This is a genomic window from Nonomuraea sp. NPDC002799, assembly GCF_053592075.1.
Genome location: NZ_JBSFVA010000012.1, coordinates 70,010 through 87,383, shown reverse-complemented (window position 1 = coordinate 87,383; position 17,374 = coordinate 70,010). Strand labels below are relative to the sequence as shown.

The window sequence follows — 17,374 nt, the reverse complement described above, 5'->3', positions numbered from 1 at the left end:
CACCATGTCGGGGGACAGAATCAGGGGGGCCTTCGCGGGGCTCGCCGTCGGTGACGCCGCGGGCTGGCCCGCTGCCAGGCACCGCGCGGCCCTGCACGCCCCCTGGAGCAGACGCCTGCACCGGGAGCTCGACGCGTTCGCCGAGGAGCACCGCGTCACCACGCTGCCGGTGCCGTTCGCGCTGAACCAGCCCATCGCGCCGCTGGCCATCGGGCCGTCCGACGACGCCGAATGGCTCGCCTGGACCGCGCTGACCATCGACCGGCCGCGGGCCGAGGCGTTCAGGGAGCTGACGGGCGTGCGCGCCCGCATCTCGGTGGCGACCGCGCTGGACAATCTGGCCAAGGGCGTCGAGCCGCCCGCGTCCGGGCACGACAACCCGCACTTCTTCGACGACGCGGCTGCCGTCAGGGCCGTCGCGTTCGGGGCACTCGGGCGCGACCCCACGCGGGACGCCCAGGTGACGAACGCCGGAGACGGCGTCCTCGGCGCCCAGGCCATGGCGGCCGCGGTGGCCGAGGCCGTCGCCTCCGGCTCGGTCACGCGGGCGGTCGAGGCGGCGCTGGCCGTCCTGCCCGAAGACAGCGCCATCGGCCACAACGCCCGCGCGGCGCTGGCCGTGACGCGGAAGGCGGGCGACCCGTTCGGCGCGGTGCCCGCGCTGGACGCCGTGCTGCTCGACCACGTGTACAGCTACGGCGTGGGGGCCGCGCAGACCGTTCCCGCGGCCCTGGCGCTGGCCGAGGCGGCGGGCGGTGAGCTGACGCGGGCCGTGCCCGCGGCGGCGTGCCTGTCCGCCCTGGCCGACTCGGCGCCCGCGCTGACCGGGGCGCTGACGGGGGCGTGCGGGGGATTCGACGCGATCCCGGAGGGGTGGACCGCGTCGTCCCGCACGCTGGCCGGTTGCTGCCTGCCTGACCTGGCGGGCCAGGATCTGATCGAACTACTGGAGGGAATCGCATGACGCCGCTTGAAGACAGGGCCACTGGCTGCTTGGCGGGGGCGGCGGTCGGTGACGCGCTGGGCGGCGCCACCGAGGGCTGGACGCCGGAACAGATCGTCGAGCGGTACGCGGGACACGTCGAGGGGATCGTGCCGCCGTTCAACGAGGACTGGGCCAACGCCCGGCCGATCGCGCCGTACCACAAGGGCGACGGCAACATCACCGACGACACCCTGATGACGCACGCCCTGGTCCGCGTGTACGAGAAGGCCGGCGGGCACCTGGACGCGTACTCGATGGCCGAGCACCTGGTGCCCGAGCTGATGGGTCAGCGGCGGTGGATCCCCGAGTTGGAGGCCGAGGCGCTGCCGCTGCAGCGGATCTTCCTGGCCGAGAAGTGGATCGTGGCCAGGCTGCACTACGGGCACGTGGACCCGCGCGAGGCCGGTGTCGGGAACATCGTGAACTGCGGGGCGGCCATGTACGTCGCCCCCGTCGGCATCGTCAACGCCGCCGACCCCGACGCCGCCTACGCCGAGGCCATCGACCTGGCCGGAGCCCACCAGTCGAGTTACGGCCGCGAGGCCGCCGGGATCATGGCCGCCGCCGTCGCCGAGGCCATGCGGCCGGGCGCCACGGTCGACTCCGTCGTCGCCGTCTGCCTGCGCCTGGCCAAGGACGGCACCAGGGCCGCCATCGAGGCGGTCTGCGCGGCCGCCGCCTCCCTGGGGCACTGGGACGGGTCGTTCGAGGCCCTGCGCGCCGCCGTGCGGCCCTACGACACGGTCGCCGACACCTACCGCGACCAGGGACTGGGCGCCCGGCGGCCGAGCCGGGTGCACAGCATCGAAGAGCTGCCGCTGGCGCTCGGGTTCCTGGTGATCGCCAAGGGCGACTACCGCGGCACCGTGCTGGGCGGCGTCAACTACGGGCGCGACGCCGACTCGATCGCCTCCATGGGCGGAGCCATCGCGGGCGCGCTCGGCGGCCTGGCCTCGATCCCGCAGCAGTGGGTGGAAGAGGTGGGGACGGCCAGCCGTACGGACCTGGTGGCTCCCGGGCTCGCCATCGCCGGGGTGGCGCGGCGGGTGCACGCCGACGACCTGGCCCGCCGGCGCGCCCACGAGGACGCCTTCGCCGACCTCGACCCCCGATGATCCGGCTCACCTGGGTCCAGCCGGAGGACCTGGTCGGGCATGAGCTCCGCCAGGCCGAGGAGGACGGCAGAGCGGGCGCCGACGGGCGGGTCGCGGAGATCGCCGGCCGGTGGCACGCGGCCGGCGGGCACGACGCCCCGCCGCGCGCCGGGGCCTCCGAGCCGGGCGCGGCCAAGCTGCGCGGGCTGGCCGAAGAGCTGCTCGACGAGCTGGCCGCCATCCCGTCCCCGCTGGACGAGCCGTCGGACCTGGCCGGCATCATCGCCGCCAGCCCCGGCTGGCCGGGGTCACGAGCGGGCGCCCCGGCCGAGGTGGATCCCGAGCGGGTCCTGGGGGCCTGGCTCGGGCGGGCGGCCGGGTGCGTGCTCGGCAAGCCGGTGGAGAAGATCCCGCGCGCGGGCATCAGGCAGATCGCCGAGTCCACCGGCAACTGGCCCATCAAGGGCTGGTTCACCGCCGAGGGCCTGCCCGAGGACATCGCCGCCCGCTGGCCGTGGAACCGCCGCAGCGCCGTCAACTCGCTGGCCGAGAACGTCGACGGCATCCCCGAGGACGACGACCTCAACTACCCGCTGCTGGCCCTGTCCCTCCTGGAGCGGCACGGCCACGGCTTCACCACCGAGGACGTCGCCAAGCTCTGGCTGGACGAGCTGCCCGCCGGCCGGACGTTCACCGCCGAGCGCGTCGCGTACCGCAACCTCCTGGACGGCGTCGAGCCGCCGGGGACGGCCACCTACCGCAACCCGTTCCGCGAGTGGATCGGCGCGCTGATCAGGACCGACGTCTACGGCTGGGTCAATCCCGGCGATCCGGCCGCGGCGGCGGAGCAGGCGTGGCGCGACGCCCGCCTCACGCACACCGCGAACGGGATCTACGGGGCGATGTTCGTGGCGGCGATGTGCGCGGCCTCGCTGGTGGCCGCGTCGGCCGAGGAGGTCGTCGCGGCGGGCCTGTCGGTGGTGCCCGCCGGGTCGCGCCTGCACGAGGCGGTCCGCCTGGCCACCGCGGACGCCGCCGCCGAGCCCGACTTCGAGCGGGTCATCGACCGCCTGCACGAGCGGCACGGCGCCCTGCACTGGGTGCACACGATCAACAACGCGGCCCTCGTCGCCGCCACGCTCATCCACGGCCGGGGCGACTTCACCGCCACGATCGCCGGCGCGGTCGCCGGCGGCTGGGACACCGACTCCGCGGGCGCCACCGCCGGCTCGGTCGCGGGCGCGCTGCAGGGCGGCGTGCCCGCCGGCTGGCGGCTGCGCGACAGCCTGGCCAGCAGCCTGACCGGGTTCGACGGGGTGGGTCTCGGCGAGCTGGCAGGACGTACTCGGGAGATGATGACGTCATGATCTCGGTTTTCGGCAGCGCGAACATGGACCTGGTCGCCTACGTCGCCGAAGCCCCCAAACGCGGTGAGACGGTGACCGGTCACCGGTTCCGCACCGTGCCCGGCGGCAAGGGCGCGAACCAGGCCATCGCCGCCGCCCGCGCGGGCGGCGATGTGGCCTTCCTGGGGGCCGTCGGCGACGACGGGTTCGGCGCGGAGATGCGCGCCTCGCTGGCGGAGGCCGGAGTCGACGTACGCGGCCTGCGCCAGGTGCCGGGTCCCAGCGGCATCGCCCACATCGTGGTGGACGACGACGGCGGCAACTCGATCATCGTCGTCCCCGGCGCGAACGGCACCGTCACCGGCCCGTCCGGCGACGACCTGGCCGCCATCGCCGGGTCCCGGGCGCTGCTGCTGCAGCTTGAGCTGCCGATGGCGGCCGTGGTGGCGGCGGCGCGGGCGGCGTACGTCGCCGGCGTGCCCGTCTACCTCACCCCGGCGCCCGCGCAGCCGCTGCCGGCGGAGCTGCTGGAGTCGGTCGCCACGATCGTCCCGAACGAGCACGAGGCCGCCGCCATCACCGGCGTCGCCGGTGCGGACGCCGCCCTGGAGGCGCTCCTTGAGCTGGTCCCCGAGGCGGTCATCACCCTCGGCTCCGAAGGCGCGCTGTACGGCGCGCGGTCGGGGGAGCGGGTGCTGGTCGCGGCCGAGAAGGTCAAGGCCGTGGACACGACGGCGGCCGGCGACACCTTCGTGGGGGCGCTGGCCGTGGCGCGCTGCTCCGAAGGGCTGACCATGAAGGACGCCCTGCGTTTCGCCTCCGTGGCCGCCGCGCTCTCCGTGCAGCGTGCGGGAGCCAGCACCTCGATGCCGGCCCGCCGGGAGATCGAGGACGCGCTGCGCTGACGGTCCCGTCAGTTGGCGTGCGTCCAGGAGAGGCGGGCCGGGCCGGCCGGGCTGCTGCCGGCGAGCAGGTCCGGCAGCAGCCCCGCCAGGCCGGGCGGGAAGACGCGTTCGTCGGTGACCGCCAGCTCGTCGGCGCTCCACCACCGGTGGCCGAGCAGGAACTGCTCCTCCTCGTAGTCCTCCAGCGCGGTGGGCACCATGGCCTGGGACGCGACGCGGGCGAAGAAGTAGGTGTGCACAGAGTAGAAGTGGCGGCCCAGGTTGTGCCACGCGCCCTCGTTGACCGCCACGGGATCGCCGAGGCCGGCGGGGCTCAGGACGTGGCCGGTCTCCTCCAGGGCCTCGCGGGCCGCCGCCTGGGCGGGGGTCTCCCCGGCCTCGATCCCGCCGCCGGGCAGGTGCCAGGCGGGCTCCTGCGGGAACGGGCCCGGTGGCACGACCCGGAACAGCAGGATCCGGTCGTCGGGGGCGGCCAGGATGACGCGCGCGGTGGGGCGCTGGGTGCGGCAGATCATTCCCCCAACGGTAACAAGACGAATCCGCGGGCAGGGTGGTGACCATGAACGAGACAACGAACGATCTGCCGCCGGCGGTTGGGGGCGTGGACGGCGAGAGCGACATCGTCGCGGAGCGGTCGGGCGCCGACACCCCGAAGGCCCGCCGCCCGATCCCGGTCCAGCTGCCGGACGAGCAGGAGCAACAGGGCGAACGAGGGCATCAGACCGAACGGGAGCAACAGGGCGAACAGGAGCAACAGGGCGAACAGGAGCAACAGGCCGAACGGGAGCAACAGGCCGAACGGGCGTCGGGCCCGAAGGAGGCGGACTCTGCGGGCGAGGACGAGGAAGCGAACGGCGTGACCCGGCCGGAGGCGGGCCCCACCGGCTGATGCCGGCTTCGATACGATGATCTCCGTGGCAGCAGGCGACCCCGGGGAGAGCATGTTCGGAGCGGGCCGGGTCCTGGGCGTGCTGGAGGTGTTGCGGACGGCCGGGTGCGAGGTCTGGGTCGGCGGCGGCTGGGGCGTCGACGCGCTCGTCGGCCGCGTCACCAGGCAGCACCACGACCTCGACCTGATGCACCGCGCCGAGCAGGAGCCGGTCGTGATCGCCACCCTGGAGGCGGCCGGATACACCGAGCTCGACGGCGTCGTGCCCGGCCGGCCCGCCCGCTTCGTCATGGCGGGACCGGGAGAGATCGACCTGCACCCGCTGCTGTTCGGGCCGGACGGCGCGGCGGTCCAGCGCCTCGACGACCAGGGCGGCCACTTCGCCTATCCGGCCGCCGCCTTCGTCACCGGCACGATCGAGGGCATCGCGGTGCCCTGCCTGTCAGCGGCCCAGCAGGTGCACTTCCACCAGGGCTACGAGCCCAGGGAGCGCGACCTGCACGACATGGCGCGGCTGCGCGAGGCGTTCGGGATCGCGACTCACTTCTGACTGGCGATCCGCAACCCCAGGTGGGCGGCGCACTCGTCCCGGTAGGCGAGGGTGCGGGCGCGCAGCAGCTTCGGGTCGGCCAGCACGGCCCTGGAGACCGAGGGCACGACGGCGTGGCGTACGGGGCCGAACAGCCGCGCCACGTCGGCGGGAGAGGCGCCCTGGGCGCCCAGCCCCGGAGCGAGAATGGGACCGTTGAGGTCGGCCAGGGAGAACTCCAGCTCCGGCAGCGTCGCCCCGATGACCACCCCCACGGGCCCGAACGGGGTGTGGCCCGCGTTCACGGCGGCGGCTCCGGCCAGCACCTCGCCGACCACCAGCCGCTGCGGGCGCGCCGCCTCCGGGTTGGAGGTGCGGGCGAGCACGAACACGCCCGCGTCGTTGGCCACCGCCGAGGTGATCGCGCCCTCCAGCGACCCGAACCCCAGATACGGGCTCAGCGTCACGGCGTCCGCGGCCAGCGGGCTGCCCCGGTCGAGGTAGGCCTCGGCGTAGGCGGCCATCGTGCTGCTGATGTCACCGCGCTTGACGTCGAGCAGCACCAGCGCGCCGGCCTCGCGCACCGCCGCGATGGTGCGTTCCAGCACCGCGATGCCCCGGCTGCCCCAGCGCTCGAAGAAGGCCGACTGCGGCTTGACCACGGCCGCCACGTCGCTCACCGCGTCGGCGACCGTGCGGCTGAAGCGTTCCAAGGCGACCGGCGAGTCGTCCAGCCCCCAGGCGCCGAGCAGCGCCGGGCTCGGGTCGATGCCCACACAGAGCGGTCCGCACTCGTCGAGCCTGGCTCGCAACCGGGCCCCGAACGACTCGTTCATCTCAAGAGCTCCTCACGACCGTAGGCACACTAGCCCGTGGCGACCATGGGCAGGAATGTTTCTCCGGCGACGATATGGGACCGTGCCCGACTCCTGAACCCACGCCGGCGCCCGAGTCTTCCCGGAGTGGCCTTGCGGGTAGATCAGCAGACATGTACGAGATCGCCCAACGGGTGCTGGTGCTACGCAGCGATCCGCCGCGTGACGTGGTCGTCACGATCGGCGTGCCGTATGAGGAGCCGACGGGGGACTGGTCGTGTCCCTACCGGATCGACGGGCTCGCCGGGTGGGAGCACGAGCGCAAGGTCACGGGGTTCGACTCGCTGGAGGCCGTCGAGCTGGCGACGGTGATGGTGCGGGCCGCGCTGGCCGGCTCGCACGAGGCCCGGGAGGGCCTGCTCATGGGGGACGACGTGCCGTCGCGGCAGCGGCCGAGGACGGTGTACGTGAGCTGGGAGAAGCACGAAGACATCGCCTATATCGCGATGAAGCACGAAATAGTGCCAGGAGAGGCCGTACGCCAGGTCGTGGCCGAAGACGTCGTCCTCGACTACGCCGACGGAGGCCAGCTCCTGGGCCTGGAGCTGATGAACGCGCACGCCCGCCTCCCCGCCGAGATGCGCCTCTAGCGGGACGACAGCCACCGCCAGCGCGGCAGCTCCAGCACGACCGTCACCACGGCCAGCACCGACACGAGCGCGGCGGCGAAGGCGTGCCACGCCACCCATGCCGCCGCCACCGCGGCCACGAGCTGCAGGGCCACCAGCACGACCGTCACGAACCCCGGCACGGCGACGATCACGTTCCGCTTGTCGCCCGGCGTGGAGAAGAGCGTGGGCAGCCCGATCAGCACCACCACGGAGAGCACGGCCAGCGGGACGGAGGCCGACGACAACGCCCACGGCGTCGCGACCCAGGCGACGAGCTCGGTGGCGAACCGGAACACGGACGCGACACGATCGTCCGGACGAGCTGGGGAGGACACACGCGAACCTTACGCCCCCCAGAAGTCGTCCATCACACGAGGCCGGAATAATGGGGGTTGTGACCTTTCCGAGTATTGTGGCCACCGACCTCGACGGCACTCTCCTCACCACGGACGGCACCGTCACCGCCCGCACCAGGAAGGCCCTCAGGTCGGCCCGCGAAGCCGGCGCCGAGATCGTCTTCGTCACCGCCAGGGCGCCGCGCGGCATCCGCGAGATCGCCCGGCAGGCCGGCGTCACAGGCACCGCGATCTGCAGCAACGGCGCCATCGTCTACGACCTGGCCACCGACGAGATCACCGCCAGCCACCCGCTCGCACCGGACGTGGCACGCCGGGTCGCGGACATCCTGGCCGGGGCGCTGCCCGGCGTCGGCCTGGCCGTCGAGACCGGCAGGAACGTCCTGACCGAGGCCGCCTACACCCGGCGGGTGCCGCACGACCTGGCCTACCTCCGCGAGGTCGTCTCCGTCTTCGAGGAGGACGAGCCGATCGTCAAGCTGCTGGCGTTGTCACAGGCGCACACGGCGGACGAGATGGTCGCGGCCGTGCTGGCGGCGACCGAGGGGCAGGCCGAGGTCACGCACTCGGGGGTGGCGGGCCTGCTGGAGATCAGCGCGCCGGGGGTGACGAAGGCCCTCACGCTCGGCCGGCTCTGCCAGGAGCGTGGGGTCGATCCCGCGCGGGTGGTGGCGTTCGGGGACATGCCGAACGACCTGGCCGTGCTGGCCTTCGCGGGCGCCGGATACGCCATGGCCAACGCCCACCCGATGGTGCTGGCGGCGACGGAACACCACACCCTGGCCAACGACGAGGACGGGGTGGCCGTGGTCCTGGAGCGACTCCTGACCTGACGGGTGGGGGATACGTAAGGGCCCGCCCACGTGGGCGGACCCTTACGACCTCACGCGTCGTCATCTGACACGCGCGAGGCGCCCTCGCAGTCGATGGGCGTCTTCTTGCTGAGCACGTGGAGCAGCCCCCCGCATGTGGTCACCGGCAGTGACACGGGCTCGACGATCTCGTCGTTGAAGACGATCACATCGCCGATGAGGGGCCTGGGGCCCTTCGCGCCCGCGTCGTCGTCGGCGTACGCGGTGGCGCCGGAGAAGAGCACCCCGGTCACCACCGCGCATATCCCCGCCACCGCGACTCCCCGGACTCTCACTGAGGCCACCGGCTCCGGCACGGCCGCATCGTGATCGGGCGGCACCGCTTGGTCGCACGCCTGCTCACGCGGCGACCCGATCGTGCCGGTGCGTGGTCCGCTCGCCATCGTTCGTACCGTGCTTGGGCCGGCCGCCCGCCATGATGCGGTCGATGAGCGCCAGCGCCAGCGCCGAGACCACGAAGGTCAGGTGGATCAGTGTCTTCCACAGAAGCTCCCGGTCGGTTATGGACGGTCTTTCCGCGTTGATGAATATCTGCAGGAGATGGATGGAGGAGATGCCGATGATCGCCATGGCCAGCTTGACCTTGAGCACGTTGGCATTGACGTGGGAGAGCCACTGAGGCTGGTCGGGATGCCCTTCGATGCGCAGGCGGGACACGAACGTCTCGTAGCCCCCTATGATCACCATGATGAGCAGGTTGGAGATCATCACCACGTCCACGAGGCCGAGGACGATGAGCATGACGGTGGTCTCCGGTGGCGTGCCGCCGAACCCGAGCTGGATCAGATGGAGCAGCTCCATCATGAACCGCCACACGTACACCACCTGGGCGACGATCAGCCCCAGGTAGAGCGGCGCCTGTATCCACCGGCTGAGGAACATGACGTAGCCGACGCGGCTGACCATCGACCGCGGCTTCGCCGCCGAGTCGGCCACGGGCAACTGCGCGATCTGCACTAGGACGTCAGGACGTTGACGTGCTGGATCCAGGTCTGGACATCGATGAGGGGCGGATCACCGCTGCCCAGGCGGTCGAGAGCGATCGGCGGAGCGGTGGCTGCCGCCAGCGCGAGGACGGCGAGGGCGGTGAGGATTCGGGCCTTCAACGGAACTCCTTGCTGCTGCGCGTGCGCTATCGGACAGGAGACGGGGGCGAGAACCAGACGGCGCGGCGCACCGGCGCCGCGCCGCCCCGACCGGGCGGGCGGACGGGTTTACGGATGGAAGCAGCCCGTAGCGCTTATGGGTGAAGGCAGCCCATGGCGGGAACTTCGGCCGGCAGGCCCGGAGCGCTCGGGTCGATCAGTGTCGTGATGTCGCCGGCGGAACCCGCCAGGCACGTGCCGACTGCGACAGGGTCCACCACGGCATGGGCGGCGGGCGCGGCGAACAGGGCCAGGCCACCGGCCACCAGCGCGGCAGCGGCGAACCGGCGGGGGGAGACGAGCATGGAACCTCCTGGGTAACAGTAATGAACAACCCTCGACTAGCTACCCAGAGTAGTGAATTGGTAACACTAAGTTCATGTAAAGCTTTCGTCTTTCTTGCCGCCGCCCTCCCAGCGGTCCTGCGCGGCCATGACCTCGTCGCCGTGGTCGAAGGCCCACTCGCCGAAGGCGCCGATGGGGCCGAGCAGGGTGCGGCCCAGATCGGTCAGTTCGTACTCGACCCGGGGCGGGGCCTCGGCGTAGGTGTGCCGCGACACGATGCCGTTGAACTCCAGGCGGCGCAGCGTCTCGGTGAGGACCTTGGTGCTGATGCCGCCGATCTCCTCCCGGAGCAGGCCCGGGCGGCGCGGGCCGTGGCGCAGCGACCACACGACGACCGCGTTCCAGGTGTTGGAGATCAGGTCGAAGGCGAGTCTGGCCTGGCAGTCGGCGAGGAACAACGCGACCCTCCGTTAGGCACCGAATGGTGTGCGACGAGCTTTGTACCGTCCCTCCATAAGTAAAGCCCCTTCACGGAGCGGAGGACGAACATGCGTATCGGGATTCTGGGCGCGGGCGGCATGGCGGATGCCCTGGGCACGCAGTGGGCCAGGGCCGGGCACGAGGTGATGGTGAGCGGCCGCGACCCGGGCAGGACCGTGGCGCAGGCCGCGGCGATGCGCGCGGCGGCGGGTGCGAAGGCGGATGTGGGGACGGGTTCGGCGGTGGGTTCGCAGGCGGGTTCGGAAACGGGTTCGCAGGCTGGTACGGCGGCGGGTGTGGCCGTGAGCGTCGAGGGCGGGACCTGGGTGGAGGCGGCCGAGTTCGGGGAGGTCGTGGTGGTGGCCGTCAGGGAGGCCGGGCTCGGCGACGTGCTGTCAGGCGCCGGCGCGGCGCTGCGCGGCAAGCCGCTCATCGACGTCACCAACGCCGCCGCCCCCGACCGCTATGATGCCGCGCGTCCGCTCGCCTGGCGGATTCGCGATCTGTCCGGAGGTCATGTGGTGAAGGCGTTCAACCTGTGCCACGTGGACGTGTGGCGGATGACGCCGCCGGTGTTCGACGGCAGGGCGCTGGCCGTGCCGCTGTGCGGTGACGACGCGGCGGCCCTGGAGGCGGCGCGCACGCTGGTCGCCGATCTCGGCTGCACCCCGGTGAACGGTGGCGGGCTCGACCGGGCGCCGCAACTGGAGGCGACGGCGGCGTTCATGATCGGGCTGTGGTTCGGCGGGGCCGACGCCCAGGCCGTGCTGCCGCCGCTGGTCTCCTCAGGCACCCATCAGCCGGGCTGAGGTACGCCGCTGGTCTGTTCGGGTACGCATCGGCCGGGCTGAGGTAGGCCGCTGGTCTGTTCGGGTACGCATCGGCCGGGCTGAGGTAGGCCGCTGGTTTGCTCGGGTACGCATCGGCCGGGCTGACGTACGCCGGAGGGCGTAGCGGGGATGACGACGGCGGGTGGATGCCGATCGCGGCCCGCGGCAAGATCCTGGAGACCTTCACGAGGTCAAAGGAGAAGTCCAGTGGTCACCCAGGTCGCCAAGGGGAGCGGGTACACCACCGCGTTCAAGGCCGTCACCGCCCTCAACACGCTGGCGGTGCTCGCCCAGGCCGTGACGGCCGGGCAGCTCATGAGCGGGGGAGGGCCGGGCCTGCACGGGACGGGCGCGGCCGCGGTGCATCTGCTGGGGGTGGTGCAACTCGTCGTGGCCGTGCTGCTGTGGCGGCCGGGGCGCGGCGCGGGCTGGCCGGCCCTGGTCAGCCTCGCGGTGCTGCTGCTCGGGTTCGTCCAGTCGGCGCTCGGCGGGTCCGGCGCCGTGGCCGCGCACGTCCCGCTCGGGATGTCGCTCTTCGGGCTCAGCGTGTGGCTGCTCGTCTGGTCCTGGCGCCGCTGACCGCCCCCGTCGCCCGAAGCCGGCCTGCCGGGTGCCGTAGGAGCGGGTGCTGGGGGAGCGGGTCAGGATGGGTGCCGGGCGAGGTGGTCGGCGCGGCGGATGGGTTCGGGCAGGCGGTAGCGGGTGGTCAGGTTCAGCACCTGGTCAGTGACCGTGTCCAGGGCGATGCGGTGGCCCTGGGAGACGTACACCGGCTTGACGCCCGCCTGTGTGCGCAGCGCCCGGCCCACCGTGGCGCCCTCGTGCACGATCGGCGTCCAGTCGCCGCGCTCCGGCCCGGGCGTCTCGTGCGCGCCGACGAACGGCGTCTTGCCCACCCCCAGCGCCGGCACCTCGGTCAGCACCCCGAGGTGGCAGGCCAGGCCGAAGCCGCGCGGATGAGCCAGGCCGTACCCGTCGCAGACCAGCAGGTCGGGCCGGACGGTCAGCTTCTCCAGCGCCTCCACCAGCGCGGGCAGCTCGCGGAAGGCGAACAGGCCCGGCACGTACGGGAACGCCGCCCGCCCGTGCGCGACCACCTCCTCCACCGGCGTCAGCGTGCCGGCTTCGAGCACGACCACGGCCGCGGTCACCTCGTCGTCGCCGTGGTAGTGCACGTCCAGGCCGGCCACCAGGGTGAAGGCGGTGGGTCCGGCGAGCTCGACACGGCCGCGGAGGCGATCCTGGACGGCCTGCGCCTCGGCGACGGTGGTGGGCCACGGGTGAAGCTGCTTTACCTGCATCCGCTCTAAGGTAGGGCCCTTTCGCCGGGCACGTCGTGCGTCATCCTCAGCCCGGGGCCCGCCCCGTGAGCCGCTTCGGTCTCAGCCGGTGCCGAGGTGGCCGCCCGCTGAGGTGGCGGCGTCGGAAACGGCCGCCTGGCCTGGGACGAAGCCGGGCTCGGCACCCAGGACCGGCGTGAACTGCTGCGGGACAGGTTCTGTAGGGTCACCTTCGTGAGTGATGTCGTGGTGGTCGCTGGTCCTGGTGTGGTCGCCGATGCGGGGCTGCTGGGTGAGGTCGCGGAGCGGGAGTTCGCCGCGCTGGGCGTCCGAGGTGTGCTCCGTCACGCCCGCGACGTCGCCGAGCTCCGGTCCTCGCTGGACGGCGACGCCGTGGTGGTCGCGGTCCCCGGGCCCGAGGCCGGGGCGCGGGCGCTGATCGGGCGTTCGACGGGGCCGGTGGTGTGGGTGGATCTCGAACGGGTCGACGGGGTCGAGCCCGGGCCGGGGGCGGCGCATCTGCACGGGCGCGGGGTCAGTGGGCTGGCCTGGGGGATCAGGCATGCCGTGCACCGGCGGCGGCATCCGGGGCGGCGGATTCCGTACGGGCCCGGACGGGATCAGTGGGGTGAGCTGTATCTGCCGTCGTTGGCGAGTGCGCCCGTCGTGGTGCTGATCCACGGCGGCTACTGGCGGTCGATCTGGGCGGCCGACCTCATGGACGCGCTCTGCGTCGATCTGGTGGAGCGCGGGCTCGCGGTGTGGAATCTCGAATACCGGCGTCCCGACCTGCACGGCTGGCAGGCGACCACTGAGGACGTGGCCGCGGGGCTGGCGGCGCTGGCCGCCCTGGACGCGCCGCTCGACCTGGGACGGGTGGCGGTGGCGGGGCATTCGGCCGGCGGCCAGCTCGCGCTGCGGGTGGGCGCGGACGGCGTGGCCGGAGGGGTGCGGATGGTCGTGTCGCTGGCGGGCGTGCTCGATCTCGTCGAAGGCGATCGGCGCTGGCTGAGCTCGGGCGCGGTCGCCGCCGCCCTCGGTCACCCCAGCACCGGCGCCGGCAGCAGCACCGACGCGGGTGCCGGGGGCGAGCGGCGTGGCGTCGATGCGCTGTATCGCGCGTCCTCGCCGTTGCACAGGCTTCCCCTGGGCGTGCCCCAGCTCATCGTCCAGGGCACGGACGACGACCTGGACCTGATCGACTTCGGCCGGCGCTACGCGCGCGCGGCCGAGCTGGCGGGCGACGACGTGACCCACCTGGAGCGGCCGGGCGACCATTTCGCCGTCATCACCCCCGGCACCCCGATCTGGCAGGCCACGGCCGAGGCCATCGCCACCGCCCTGGCGTAGGGGCCTGCTGGACATCGGCGGCGCGCCGCCGTACGAAAGAGGGATGGAGGTCACGATCGTCGGGGCGGGGCTCGTCGGCTGCCTGCTCGCCTGCTTCCTGGCCCGCCGCGGTCACCGCGTCGTCCTCTACGAACGGCGCCCCGACCCGCGCGAGCACGGCGCCGACTGCGGCAGATCCATCAACCTGAGCACGGTCAGGGCCAGGCTGCAGCAGCTTCCCGGCGTCAGTTTCAGCCAGGACTACCTGGACTACGGCTACAAGGAGTTGTCGATCCCGGCGCGGGACGGCGAGTTCGCCATGGATCCGGCGGCGCTGCACATCTGGCCGCGCTGCACATCTGGCCGCGCTGCACATCTGGCCGCGCGGGCGCTCGATGATGATCGCGCTGCCGAACCGGGACCGCTCGTTCACCTGCACCCTGTTCTGGCCGCACGACACCCTCGCCGCCCTCGGCACCCCGCACCGCGTCAGGGCGTACTTCGCCGAGCACTATCCGGACGCGTTCGAGCGGATGCCCGGCCTGACCGCCGGCTACCGGGACAACCCCGTGGGCCCGTTGGTCACCATGCGCTGCTCGCCCTGGCACGTCACGACCGAAGGCACCACGATCGGGCTGATCGGCGACGCCGCGCACGCCATCGTGCCCTTCTACGGGCAGGGCGCCAACTGCGGCTTCGAGGACTGCGTCGAGCTGGACCGCTGCCTGGACGAGACCGGCGACGACTTCCCGGGGGCGCTGGAGCTGTTCGAGCGCCGCAGGGCCGACACCGACGTGATCGCGCGGCTGGCGCTGGAGAACTTCGTGGAGATGCGCGACAAGGTCGGCTCGAAGGCGTTCCTGGCGGGCAAGCGCGTCGAGCACACGCTGGAGCGTGTCCTGCCCGGTTACGCCTCCCGCTACGAGCTCGTCTCGTTCTCGACGACGCCGTACGCGGAGGTCGAGCGCCGCGTCGCCCGCCAGCGCCGCTGGGTGGCCGCGGGCGCCGGGCTGGCGGCGCTGGGACTCGCGGCGAGAATTCTGGAGCTGGTGCGGAGGCCGGATGCCGGATGACACTGTGGGCATGTTGTCGTACTCCAGTGCCGTCGCCCCCACGCCGCTCCTGGGCGAGACCATCGGCGCGAACCTCGAACGCTCGGTGGCCCGCTCCGGCGACCGGGAAGCCCTCGTCGACGTGCCCTCCGGCCGCCGCTGGACCTACACCCAGCTCAACGACGACGTCGACGACCTGGCGATGTCGCTGCTGGCCAGGGGCATCGCCAAGGGCGACAGGGTCGGCATCTGGTCGCCCAACCGGGCCGAGTGGGTGCTCGTCCAGTACGCCACCGCCAAGATCGGCGCGATCCTGGTCAACGTCAACCCCGCCTACCGGAGCCACGAGCTGGAGTACGTGGTCGCGCAGTCGGGCATGCGGCTGCTGATCAGCGCCCAGCGGCACAAGTCCGGCGACTACCGCGCGATGGTCGAGGAGATCGGCTTCGCCGACGTCGTCTACCTGGAGGACCCCACCTGGGACGCCCTGCGCGCGCAGCGGGCCGATCGCGCCGAGCTCCGGGCCCGGATGGCCGAGCTGGCCTTCGACGACCCGATCAACATCCAGTACACCTCCGGCACCACGGGCTTCCCCAAGGGCGCGACGTTGTCGCACCACAACATCCTCAACAACGGCTTCTTCGTCGGTGAGCTGCTGCACTACACGGAGGAGGACCGGATCTGCCTGCCGGTGCCGTTCTACCACTGCTTCGGCATGGTCATGGGCAATCTCGGCGCTACCTCGCACGGCGCCTGCGTCGTGATCCCGTCGCCGGGCTTCGACCCTGAGGCCGCGCTGCGCGCCGTGGCGCAGGAGCGCTGCACGTCCCTGTACGGCGTGCCGACGATGTTCATCGCCGAGCTGGCCGTGGCCGCCGCGTACGACCTGTCGTCCCTGCGCACCGGCATCATGGCCGGCTCCCCGTGCCCGGTGGAGGTCATGAAGCGCGTCGTCAGCGAGATGAACATGCGCGAGGTCGCCATCTGCTACGGCATGACCGAGACCTCGCCGGTGTCCACGATGACCAGGTCCGACGACGACCTGGCGCGCAGGACCGAGACCGTGGGCCGGGCCATGCCGCACGTCGAGGTGAAGATCGTGCACCCGGAGACCCGGCTCACCATGCCCACGGGCGAGCCGGGCGAGCTGTGCACGCGCGGCTACTCGGTCATGCTCGGCTACTGGGACGAGCCGGACAAGACGGCTGAGGCCATCGACGCGGCCCGCTGGATGCACACCGGCGACCTGGCCACCATGGACGAGGACGGCTACGTCAACGTGGTCGGCCGGATCAAGGACATGATCATCAGAGGGGGCGAGAACGTCTATCCGCGCGAGATCGAGGAGTTCCTCTACGGACATCCGGACGTCGCCGACGTGCAGGTCATCGGCGTGCCCGACGAGAGGTACGGCGAGGAGGTGATGGCCTGGGTCGTCATGCGGCCGGGGGCCGAGCCGCTGACGGCCGAGCGGGTCAGGGAGTTCTGCTCGGACCGGCTGGCGCACTACAAGATCCCCCGGTACGTGCACGTCACCGAGTCCTTCCCGCTGACGGTGACGGGGAAGATCCGGAAGGTGGAGATGCGCGAACGGTCGGTGGACCTGCTCGGGCTGCGCGCCGCCGCCGAGGTGAAGAACGCCTGACACGTTTCACCCGTGCCGCCGCGCGCCTACACCGATGTTCGTGCCGGCGGTTCCGCCCGTGCCTCGGCCTCCGCCCGTGCCGCCGCGCGCCTACACCGATGTTCGTGCCGGCGGTTCCGCCCGTGCCTCCATCCTTGCCCCTGCCCGCTCCGCGACGATGGCCGCGAACCGCCCGGCCACCTCACGCCAGATGGGCGTCGAGACCGGCTCGTCCGCCACCGCCCGGGCGTACACCTCCTCGGGATCGAAGCCCTCGGCCCGCCACGCGCGGATGCGCGCGGGCAGCACCTCGGGATGGAACTGCACCCCCCACGCCCGCTCGCCCATCCGGAACGCCTGGTAGGGGCAGGCCCCGGTCTGGGCCAGCCAGACGGCCCCATCGGGCAGCCTGGTGATCGCGTCCTTGTGGTGCTCGACGGCCGGCACCACCGCCGGCAGGCCGTGGAAGAGCGGGTCGGCGGCGGCCTCGGGCCGGATCATCAGCGGCAGGCTGCCGTTCTCCGGCGCGCCGGCATCGCCGGTCACCTCGCCGCCCGCCACCTCGGCGAGCATCTGCCCGCCGAGGCAGATGCCGAGCAGCGGCACGCCCTCCGCCAGCGCCTGCCCCACGAGCCGCCGGGCGCCGGCCAGCCACGGGGCCCGGTCGTCATCGCCGGGCAGGTAGCCGCCGCCCAGCATGATCATGGCGTCGTGCCGCAGGCGGGTGGGCAGGGCGGCGCCCTCGTGGGCGAGCACGACGTCCAGCTCCAGCCCGCCCTCGGCCAGCCAGTCGCCGAGCCGGCCGGGGCCGCCGCTCCTGCTGTTCTGCACGACGAGCACGTCACCCATCACAGGGCTCCGCCGTTCACTCGGTGATCGCCGCGCGG

23 protein-coding genes and 1 pseudogene are annotated in these 17,374 nt (G+C 72.6%); 14 read left to right on the top strand and 10 right to left on the bottom strand.

From position 1 onward, the window contains the following. The first annotated feature begins 4 nt into the window (after positions 1 to 4). The 4 genes from ACWD0F_RS22785 to rbsK are packed head-to-tail and all read left to right on the top strand — an operon-like array spanning position 5 to position 4,330. Positions 5 to 964, top strand: a complete 960-nt coding sequence (locus tag ACWD0F_RS22785; protein ID WP_449878477.1) for an ADP-ribosylglycohydrolase family protein — start codon at positions 5 to 7, stop codon at positions 962 to 964. Then, positions 961 to 2,100: an ADP-ribosylglycohydrolase family protein gene (locus tag ACWD0F_RS22780; RefSeq protein ID WP_449878475.1), complete on the top strand. Its 1,140-nt coding sequence runs from the start codon at positions 961 to 963 to the stop codon at positions 2,098 to 2,100. Before ACWD0F_RS22785 ends, ACWD0F_RS22780 begins: the two co-directional genes overlap by 4 nt. Beyond that, the gene (locus tag ACWD0F_RS22775; protein WP_449878473.1) at positions 2,097 to 3,446 is read left to right on the top strand and encodes an ADP-ribosylglycohydrolase family protein; all 1,350 of its coding nucleotides are present in this window, start codon (positions 2,097 to 2,099) and stop codon (positions 3,444 to 3,446) included. The genes ACWD0F_RS22780 and ACWD0F_RS22775 overlap by 4 nt, the downstream gene beginning before the upstream one ends. Then, a complete protein-coding gene (rbsK, locus tag ACWD0F_RS22770) occupies positions 3,443 to 4,330 on the top strand; it encodes a ribokinase (protein ID WP_449878472.1) in 888 nt (295 codons plus the stop codon). Before ACWD0F_RS22775 ends, rbsK begins: the two co-directional genes overlap by 4 nt. An 8-nt stretch (positions 4,331 to 4,338) precedes the next feature. Here rbsK and ACWD0F_RS22765 read toward each other — a convergent pair whose 3' ends face one another. After that, positions 4,339 to 4,845 carry an NUDIX hydrolase gene (locus ACWD0F_RS22765; protein WP_449878470.1) on the bottom strand — a complete coding sequence of 169 codons (507 nt, stop codon included), beginning with the start codon at positions 4,843 to 4,845 and terminating at the stop codon, positions 4,339 to 4,341. Positions 4,846 to 4,889: 44 nt separating this feature from the next. Here ACWD0F_RS22765 and ACWD0F_RS22760 point away from each other — a divergent pair, with 44 nt between their 5' ends. After that, entirely contained in the window at positions 4,890 to 5,219 is a 330-nt protein-coding gene (locus ACWD0F_RS22760; RefSeq protein WP_449878468.1) for a hypothetical protein, read from the top strand. Between the two features lie 25 nt (positions 5,220 to 5,244). After that, positions 5,245 to 5,769: a nucleotidyltransferase domain-containing protein gene (locus ACWD0F_RS22755; protein WP_449878466.1), complete on the top strand. Its 525-nt coding sequence runs from the start codon at positions 5,245 to 5,247 to the stop codon at positions 5,767 to 5,769. Here the strand turns inward: ACWD0F_RS22755 and pyrF are convergent. Further along, the gene (gene pyrF / locus ACWD0F_RS22750) at positions 5,760 to 6,584 is read right to left on the bottom strand and encodes an orotidine-5'-phosphate decarboxylase (protein WP_449878464.1); all 825 of its coding nucleotides are present in this window, start codon (positions 6,582 to 6,584) and stop codon (positions 5,760 to 5,762) included. The genes ACWD0F_RS22755 and pyrF overlap by 10 nt on opposite strands. Before the next feature lie 152 nt (positions 6,585 to 6,736). On the opposite strand from pyrF, the gene ACWD0F_RS22745 reads away from it, so the two are divergent. Next, positions 6,737 to 7,213, top strand: a complete 477-nt coding sequence (locus ACWD0F_RS22745) for a DUF2283 domain-containing protein (protein WP_449878462.1) — start codon at positions 6,737 to 6,739, stop codon at positions 7,211 to 7,213. Here the strand turns inward: ACWD0F_RS22745 and ACWD0F_RS22740 are convergent. Beyond that, positions 7,210 to 7,569, bottom strand: a complete 360-nt coding sequence (locus ACWD0F_RS22740) for a hypothetical protein (protein ID WP_449878461.1) — start codon at positions 7,567 to 7,569, stop codon at positions 7,210 to 7,212. The two genes, ACWD0F_RS22745 and ACWD0F_RS22740, sit on opposite strands and share 4 nt — an antisense overlap. A 59-nt stretch (positions 7,570 to 7,628) precedes the next feature. Between ACWD0F_RS22740 and ACWD0F_RS22735 the strand changes: the two genes are divergently transcribed. Beyond that, on the top strand, positions 7,629 to 8,423 hold the full coding sequence (locus ACWD0F_RS22735) for a Cof-type HAD-IIB family hydrolase (RefSeq protein WP_449878459.1): 795 nt from the start codon (positions 7,629 to 7,631) through the stop codon (positions 8,421 to 8,423). Positions 8,424 to 8,473: 50 nt separating this feature from the next. On the opposite strand, the gene ACWD0F_RS22730 is transcribed toward ACWD0F_RS22735, so the two are convergent. The 5 genes from ACWD0F_RS22730 to ACWD0F_RS22710 all read right to left on the bottom strand — a co-directional run bounded on the left by ACWD0F_RS22730 (position 8,474) and on the right by ACWD0F_RS22710 (position 10,350). Further along, positions 8,474 to 8,737 (bottom strand): hypothetical protein, encoded by a 264-nt coding sequence (locus ACWD0F_RS22730; protein ID WP_449878457.1) that lies wholly within the window; start codon positions 8,735 to 8,737, stop codon positions 8,474 to 8,476. Between the two features lie 64 nt (positions 8,738 to 8,801). Then, the gene (locus ACWD0F_RS22725) at positions 8,802 to 9,419 is read right to left on the bottom strand and encodes a TIGR00645 family protein (RefSeq protein WP_449878455.1); all 618 of its coding nucleotides are present in this window, start codon (positions 9,417 to 9,419) and stop codon (positions 8,802 to 8,804) included. Then, on the bottom strand, positions 9,419 to 9,568 hold the full coding sequence (locus tag ACWD0F_RS22720) for a hypothetical protein (protein ID WP_449878453.1): 150 nt from the start codon (positions 9,566 to 9,568) through the stop codon (positions 9,419 to 9,421). Before ACWD0F_RS22720 ends, ACWD0F_RS22725 begins: the two co-directional genes overlap by 1 nt. 134 nt (positions 9,569 to 9,702) lie before the next feature. Then, on the bottom strand, positions 9,703 to 9,912 hold the full coding sequence (locus tag ACWD0F_RS22715) for a hypothetical protein (protein WP_449878451.1): 210 nt from the start codon (positions 9,910 to 9,912) through the stop codon (positions 9,703 to 9,705). A gap of 72 nt (positions 9,913 to 9,984) precedes the next feature. After that, a complete protein-coding gene (locus tag ACWD0F_RS22710) occupies positions 9,985 to 10,350 on the bottom strand; it encodes a winged helix-turn-helix transcriptional regulator (RefSeq protein ID WP_449878449.1) in 366 nt (121 codons plus the stop codon). 90 nt (positions 10,351 to 10,440) lie between these two features. Between ACWD0F_RS22710 and ACWD0F_RS22705 the strand changes: the two genes are divergently transcribed. After that, entirely contained in the window at positions 10,441 to 11,181 is a 741-nt protein-coding gene (locus ACWD0F_RS22705) for an NADPH-dependent F420 reductase (RefSeq protein ID WP_449878448.1), read from the top strand. Positions 11,182 to 11,409: 228 nt separating this feature from the next. Next, complete coding sequence (locus ACWD0F_RS22700) at positions 11,410 to 11,781, top strand: hypothetical protein (protein WP_449878446.1); 372 nt, start codon at positions 11,410 to 11,412, stop codon at positions 11,779 to 11,781. 62 nt (positions 11,782 to 11,843) lie between these two features. Here the strand turns inward: ACWD0F_RS22700 and ACWD0F_RS22695 are convergent, their stop codons facing one another. Next, positions 11,844 to 12,503, bottom strand: coding sequence for an endonuclease V (locus tag ACWD0F_RS22695; protein ID WP_449878444.1), 660 nt, complete (start codon positions 12,501 to 12,503; stop codon positions 11,844 to 11,846). 213 nt (positions 12,504 to 12,716) lie between these two features. Between ACWD0F_RS22695 and ACWD0F_RS22690 the strand changes: the two genes are divergently transcribed. From ACWD0F_RS22690 to ACWD0F_RS22675, 4 genes and pseudogenes are all read left to right on the top strand, one after another. After that, positions 12,717 to 13,832 (top strand): alpha/beta hydrolase, encoded by a 1,116-nt coding sequence (locus ACWD0F_RS22690; protein WP_449878442.1) that lies wholly within the window; start codon positions 12,717 to 12,719, stop codon positions 13,830 to 13,832. A 43-nt stretch (positions 13,833 to 13,875) separates the two neighbouring features. Continuing rightward, positions 13,876 to 14,013: pseudogene (locus ACWD0F_RS22685) on the top strand (FAD-dependent oxidoreductase); the annotation flags it as partial. 193 nt (positions 14,014 to 14,206) lie between these two features. Further along, entirely contained in the window at positions 14,207 to 14,884 is a 678-nt protein-coding gene (locus ACWD0F_RS22680) for an FAD-dependent monooxygenase (RefSeq protein WP_449878440.1), read from the top strand. Next, a complete protein-coding gene (locus ACWD0F_RS22675; protein WP_449878438.1) occupies positions 14,874 to 16,508 on the top strand; it encodes an AMP-binding protein in 1,635 nt (544 codons plus the stop codon). The genes ACWD0F_RS22680 and ACWD0F_RS22675 overlap by 11 nt, the downstream gene beginning before the upstream one ends. Positions 16,509 to 16,598: 90 nt before the next feature. Here the strand turns inward: ACWD0F_RS22675 and ACWD0F_RS22670 are convergent, their stop codons facing one another. After that, positions 16,599 to 17,336, bottom strand: a complete 738-nt coding sequence (locus tag ACWD0F_RS22670) for a type 1 glutamine amidotransferase (RefSeq protein ID WP_449878437.1) — start codon at positions 17,334 to 17,336, stop codon at positions 16,599 to 16,601. Positions 17,337 to 17,374 lie beyond the last annotated feature (38 nt).

Coding starts and splice junctions, on each gene's coding strand:
- ACWD0F_RS22775 (WP_449878473.1), top strand. CDS start 2,097: ATGATCCGGCTCACCTGGGTCCAGCCGGAGGACCTGGTCGGGCATGAG.
- ACWD0F_RS22695 (WP_449878444.1), bottom strand. CDS start 12,503: ATGCAGGTAAAGCAGCTTCACCCGTGGCCCACCACCGTCGCCGAGGCG.
- ACWD0F_RS22785 (WP_449878477.1), top strand. CDS start 5: ATGTCGGGGGACAGAATCAGGGGGGCCTTCGCGGGGCTCGCCGTCGGT.
- ACWD0F_RS22780 (WP_449878475.1), top strand. CDS start 961: ATGACGCCGCTTGAAGACAGGGCCACTGGCTGCTTGGCGGGGGCGGCG.
- pyrF (WP_449878464.1), bottom strand. CDS start 6,584: ATGAACGAGTCGTTCGGGGCCCGGTTGCGAGCCAGGCTCGACGAGTGC.
- ACWD0F_RS22670 (WP_449878437.1), bottom strand. CDS start 17,336: ATGGGTGACGTGCTCGTCGTGCAGAACAGCAGGAGCGGCGGCCCCGGC.
- ACWD0F_RS22705 (WP_449878448.1), top strand. CDS start 10,441: ATGCGTATCGGGATTCTGGGCGCGGGCGGCATGGCGGATGCCCTGGGC.
- ACWD0F_RS22765 (WP_449878470.1), bottom strand. CDS start 4,845: ATGATCTGCCGCACCCAGCGCCCCACCGCGCGCGTCATCCTGGCCGCC.
- ACWD0F_RS22745 (WP_449878462.1), top strand. CDS start 6,737: ATGTACGAGATCGCCCAACGGGTGCTGGTGCTACGCAGCGATCCGCCG.
- ACWD0F_RS22715 (WP_449878451.1), bottom strand. CDS start 9,912: ATGCTCGTCTCCCCCCGCCGGTTCGCCGCTGCCGCGCTGGTGGCCGGT.
- ACWD0F_RS22680 (WP_449878440.1), top strand. CDS start 14,207: ATGATGATCGCGCTGCCGAACCGGGACCGCTCGTTCACCTGCACCCTG.
- ACWD0F_RS22675 (WP_449878438.1), top strand. CDS start 14,874: ATGCCGGATGACACTGTGGGCATGTTGTCGTACTCCAGTGCCGTCGCC.
- ACWD0F_RS22760 (WP_449878468.1), top strand. CDS start 4,890: ATGAACGAGACAACGAACGATCTGCCGCCGGCGGTTGGGGGCGTGGAC.
- rbsK (WP_449878472.1), top strand. CDS start 3,443: ATGATCTCGGTTTTCGGCAGCGCGAACATGGACCTGGTCGCCTACGTC.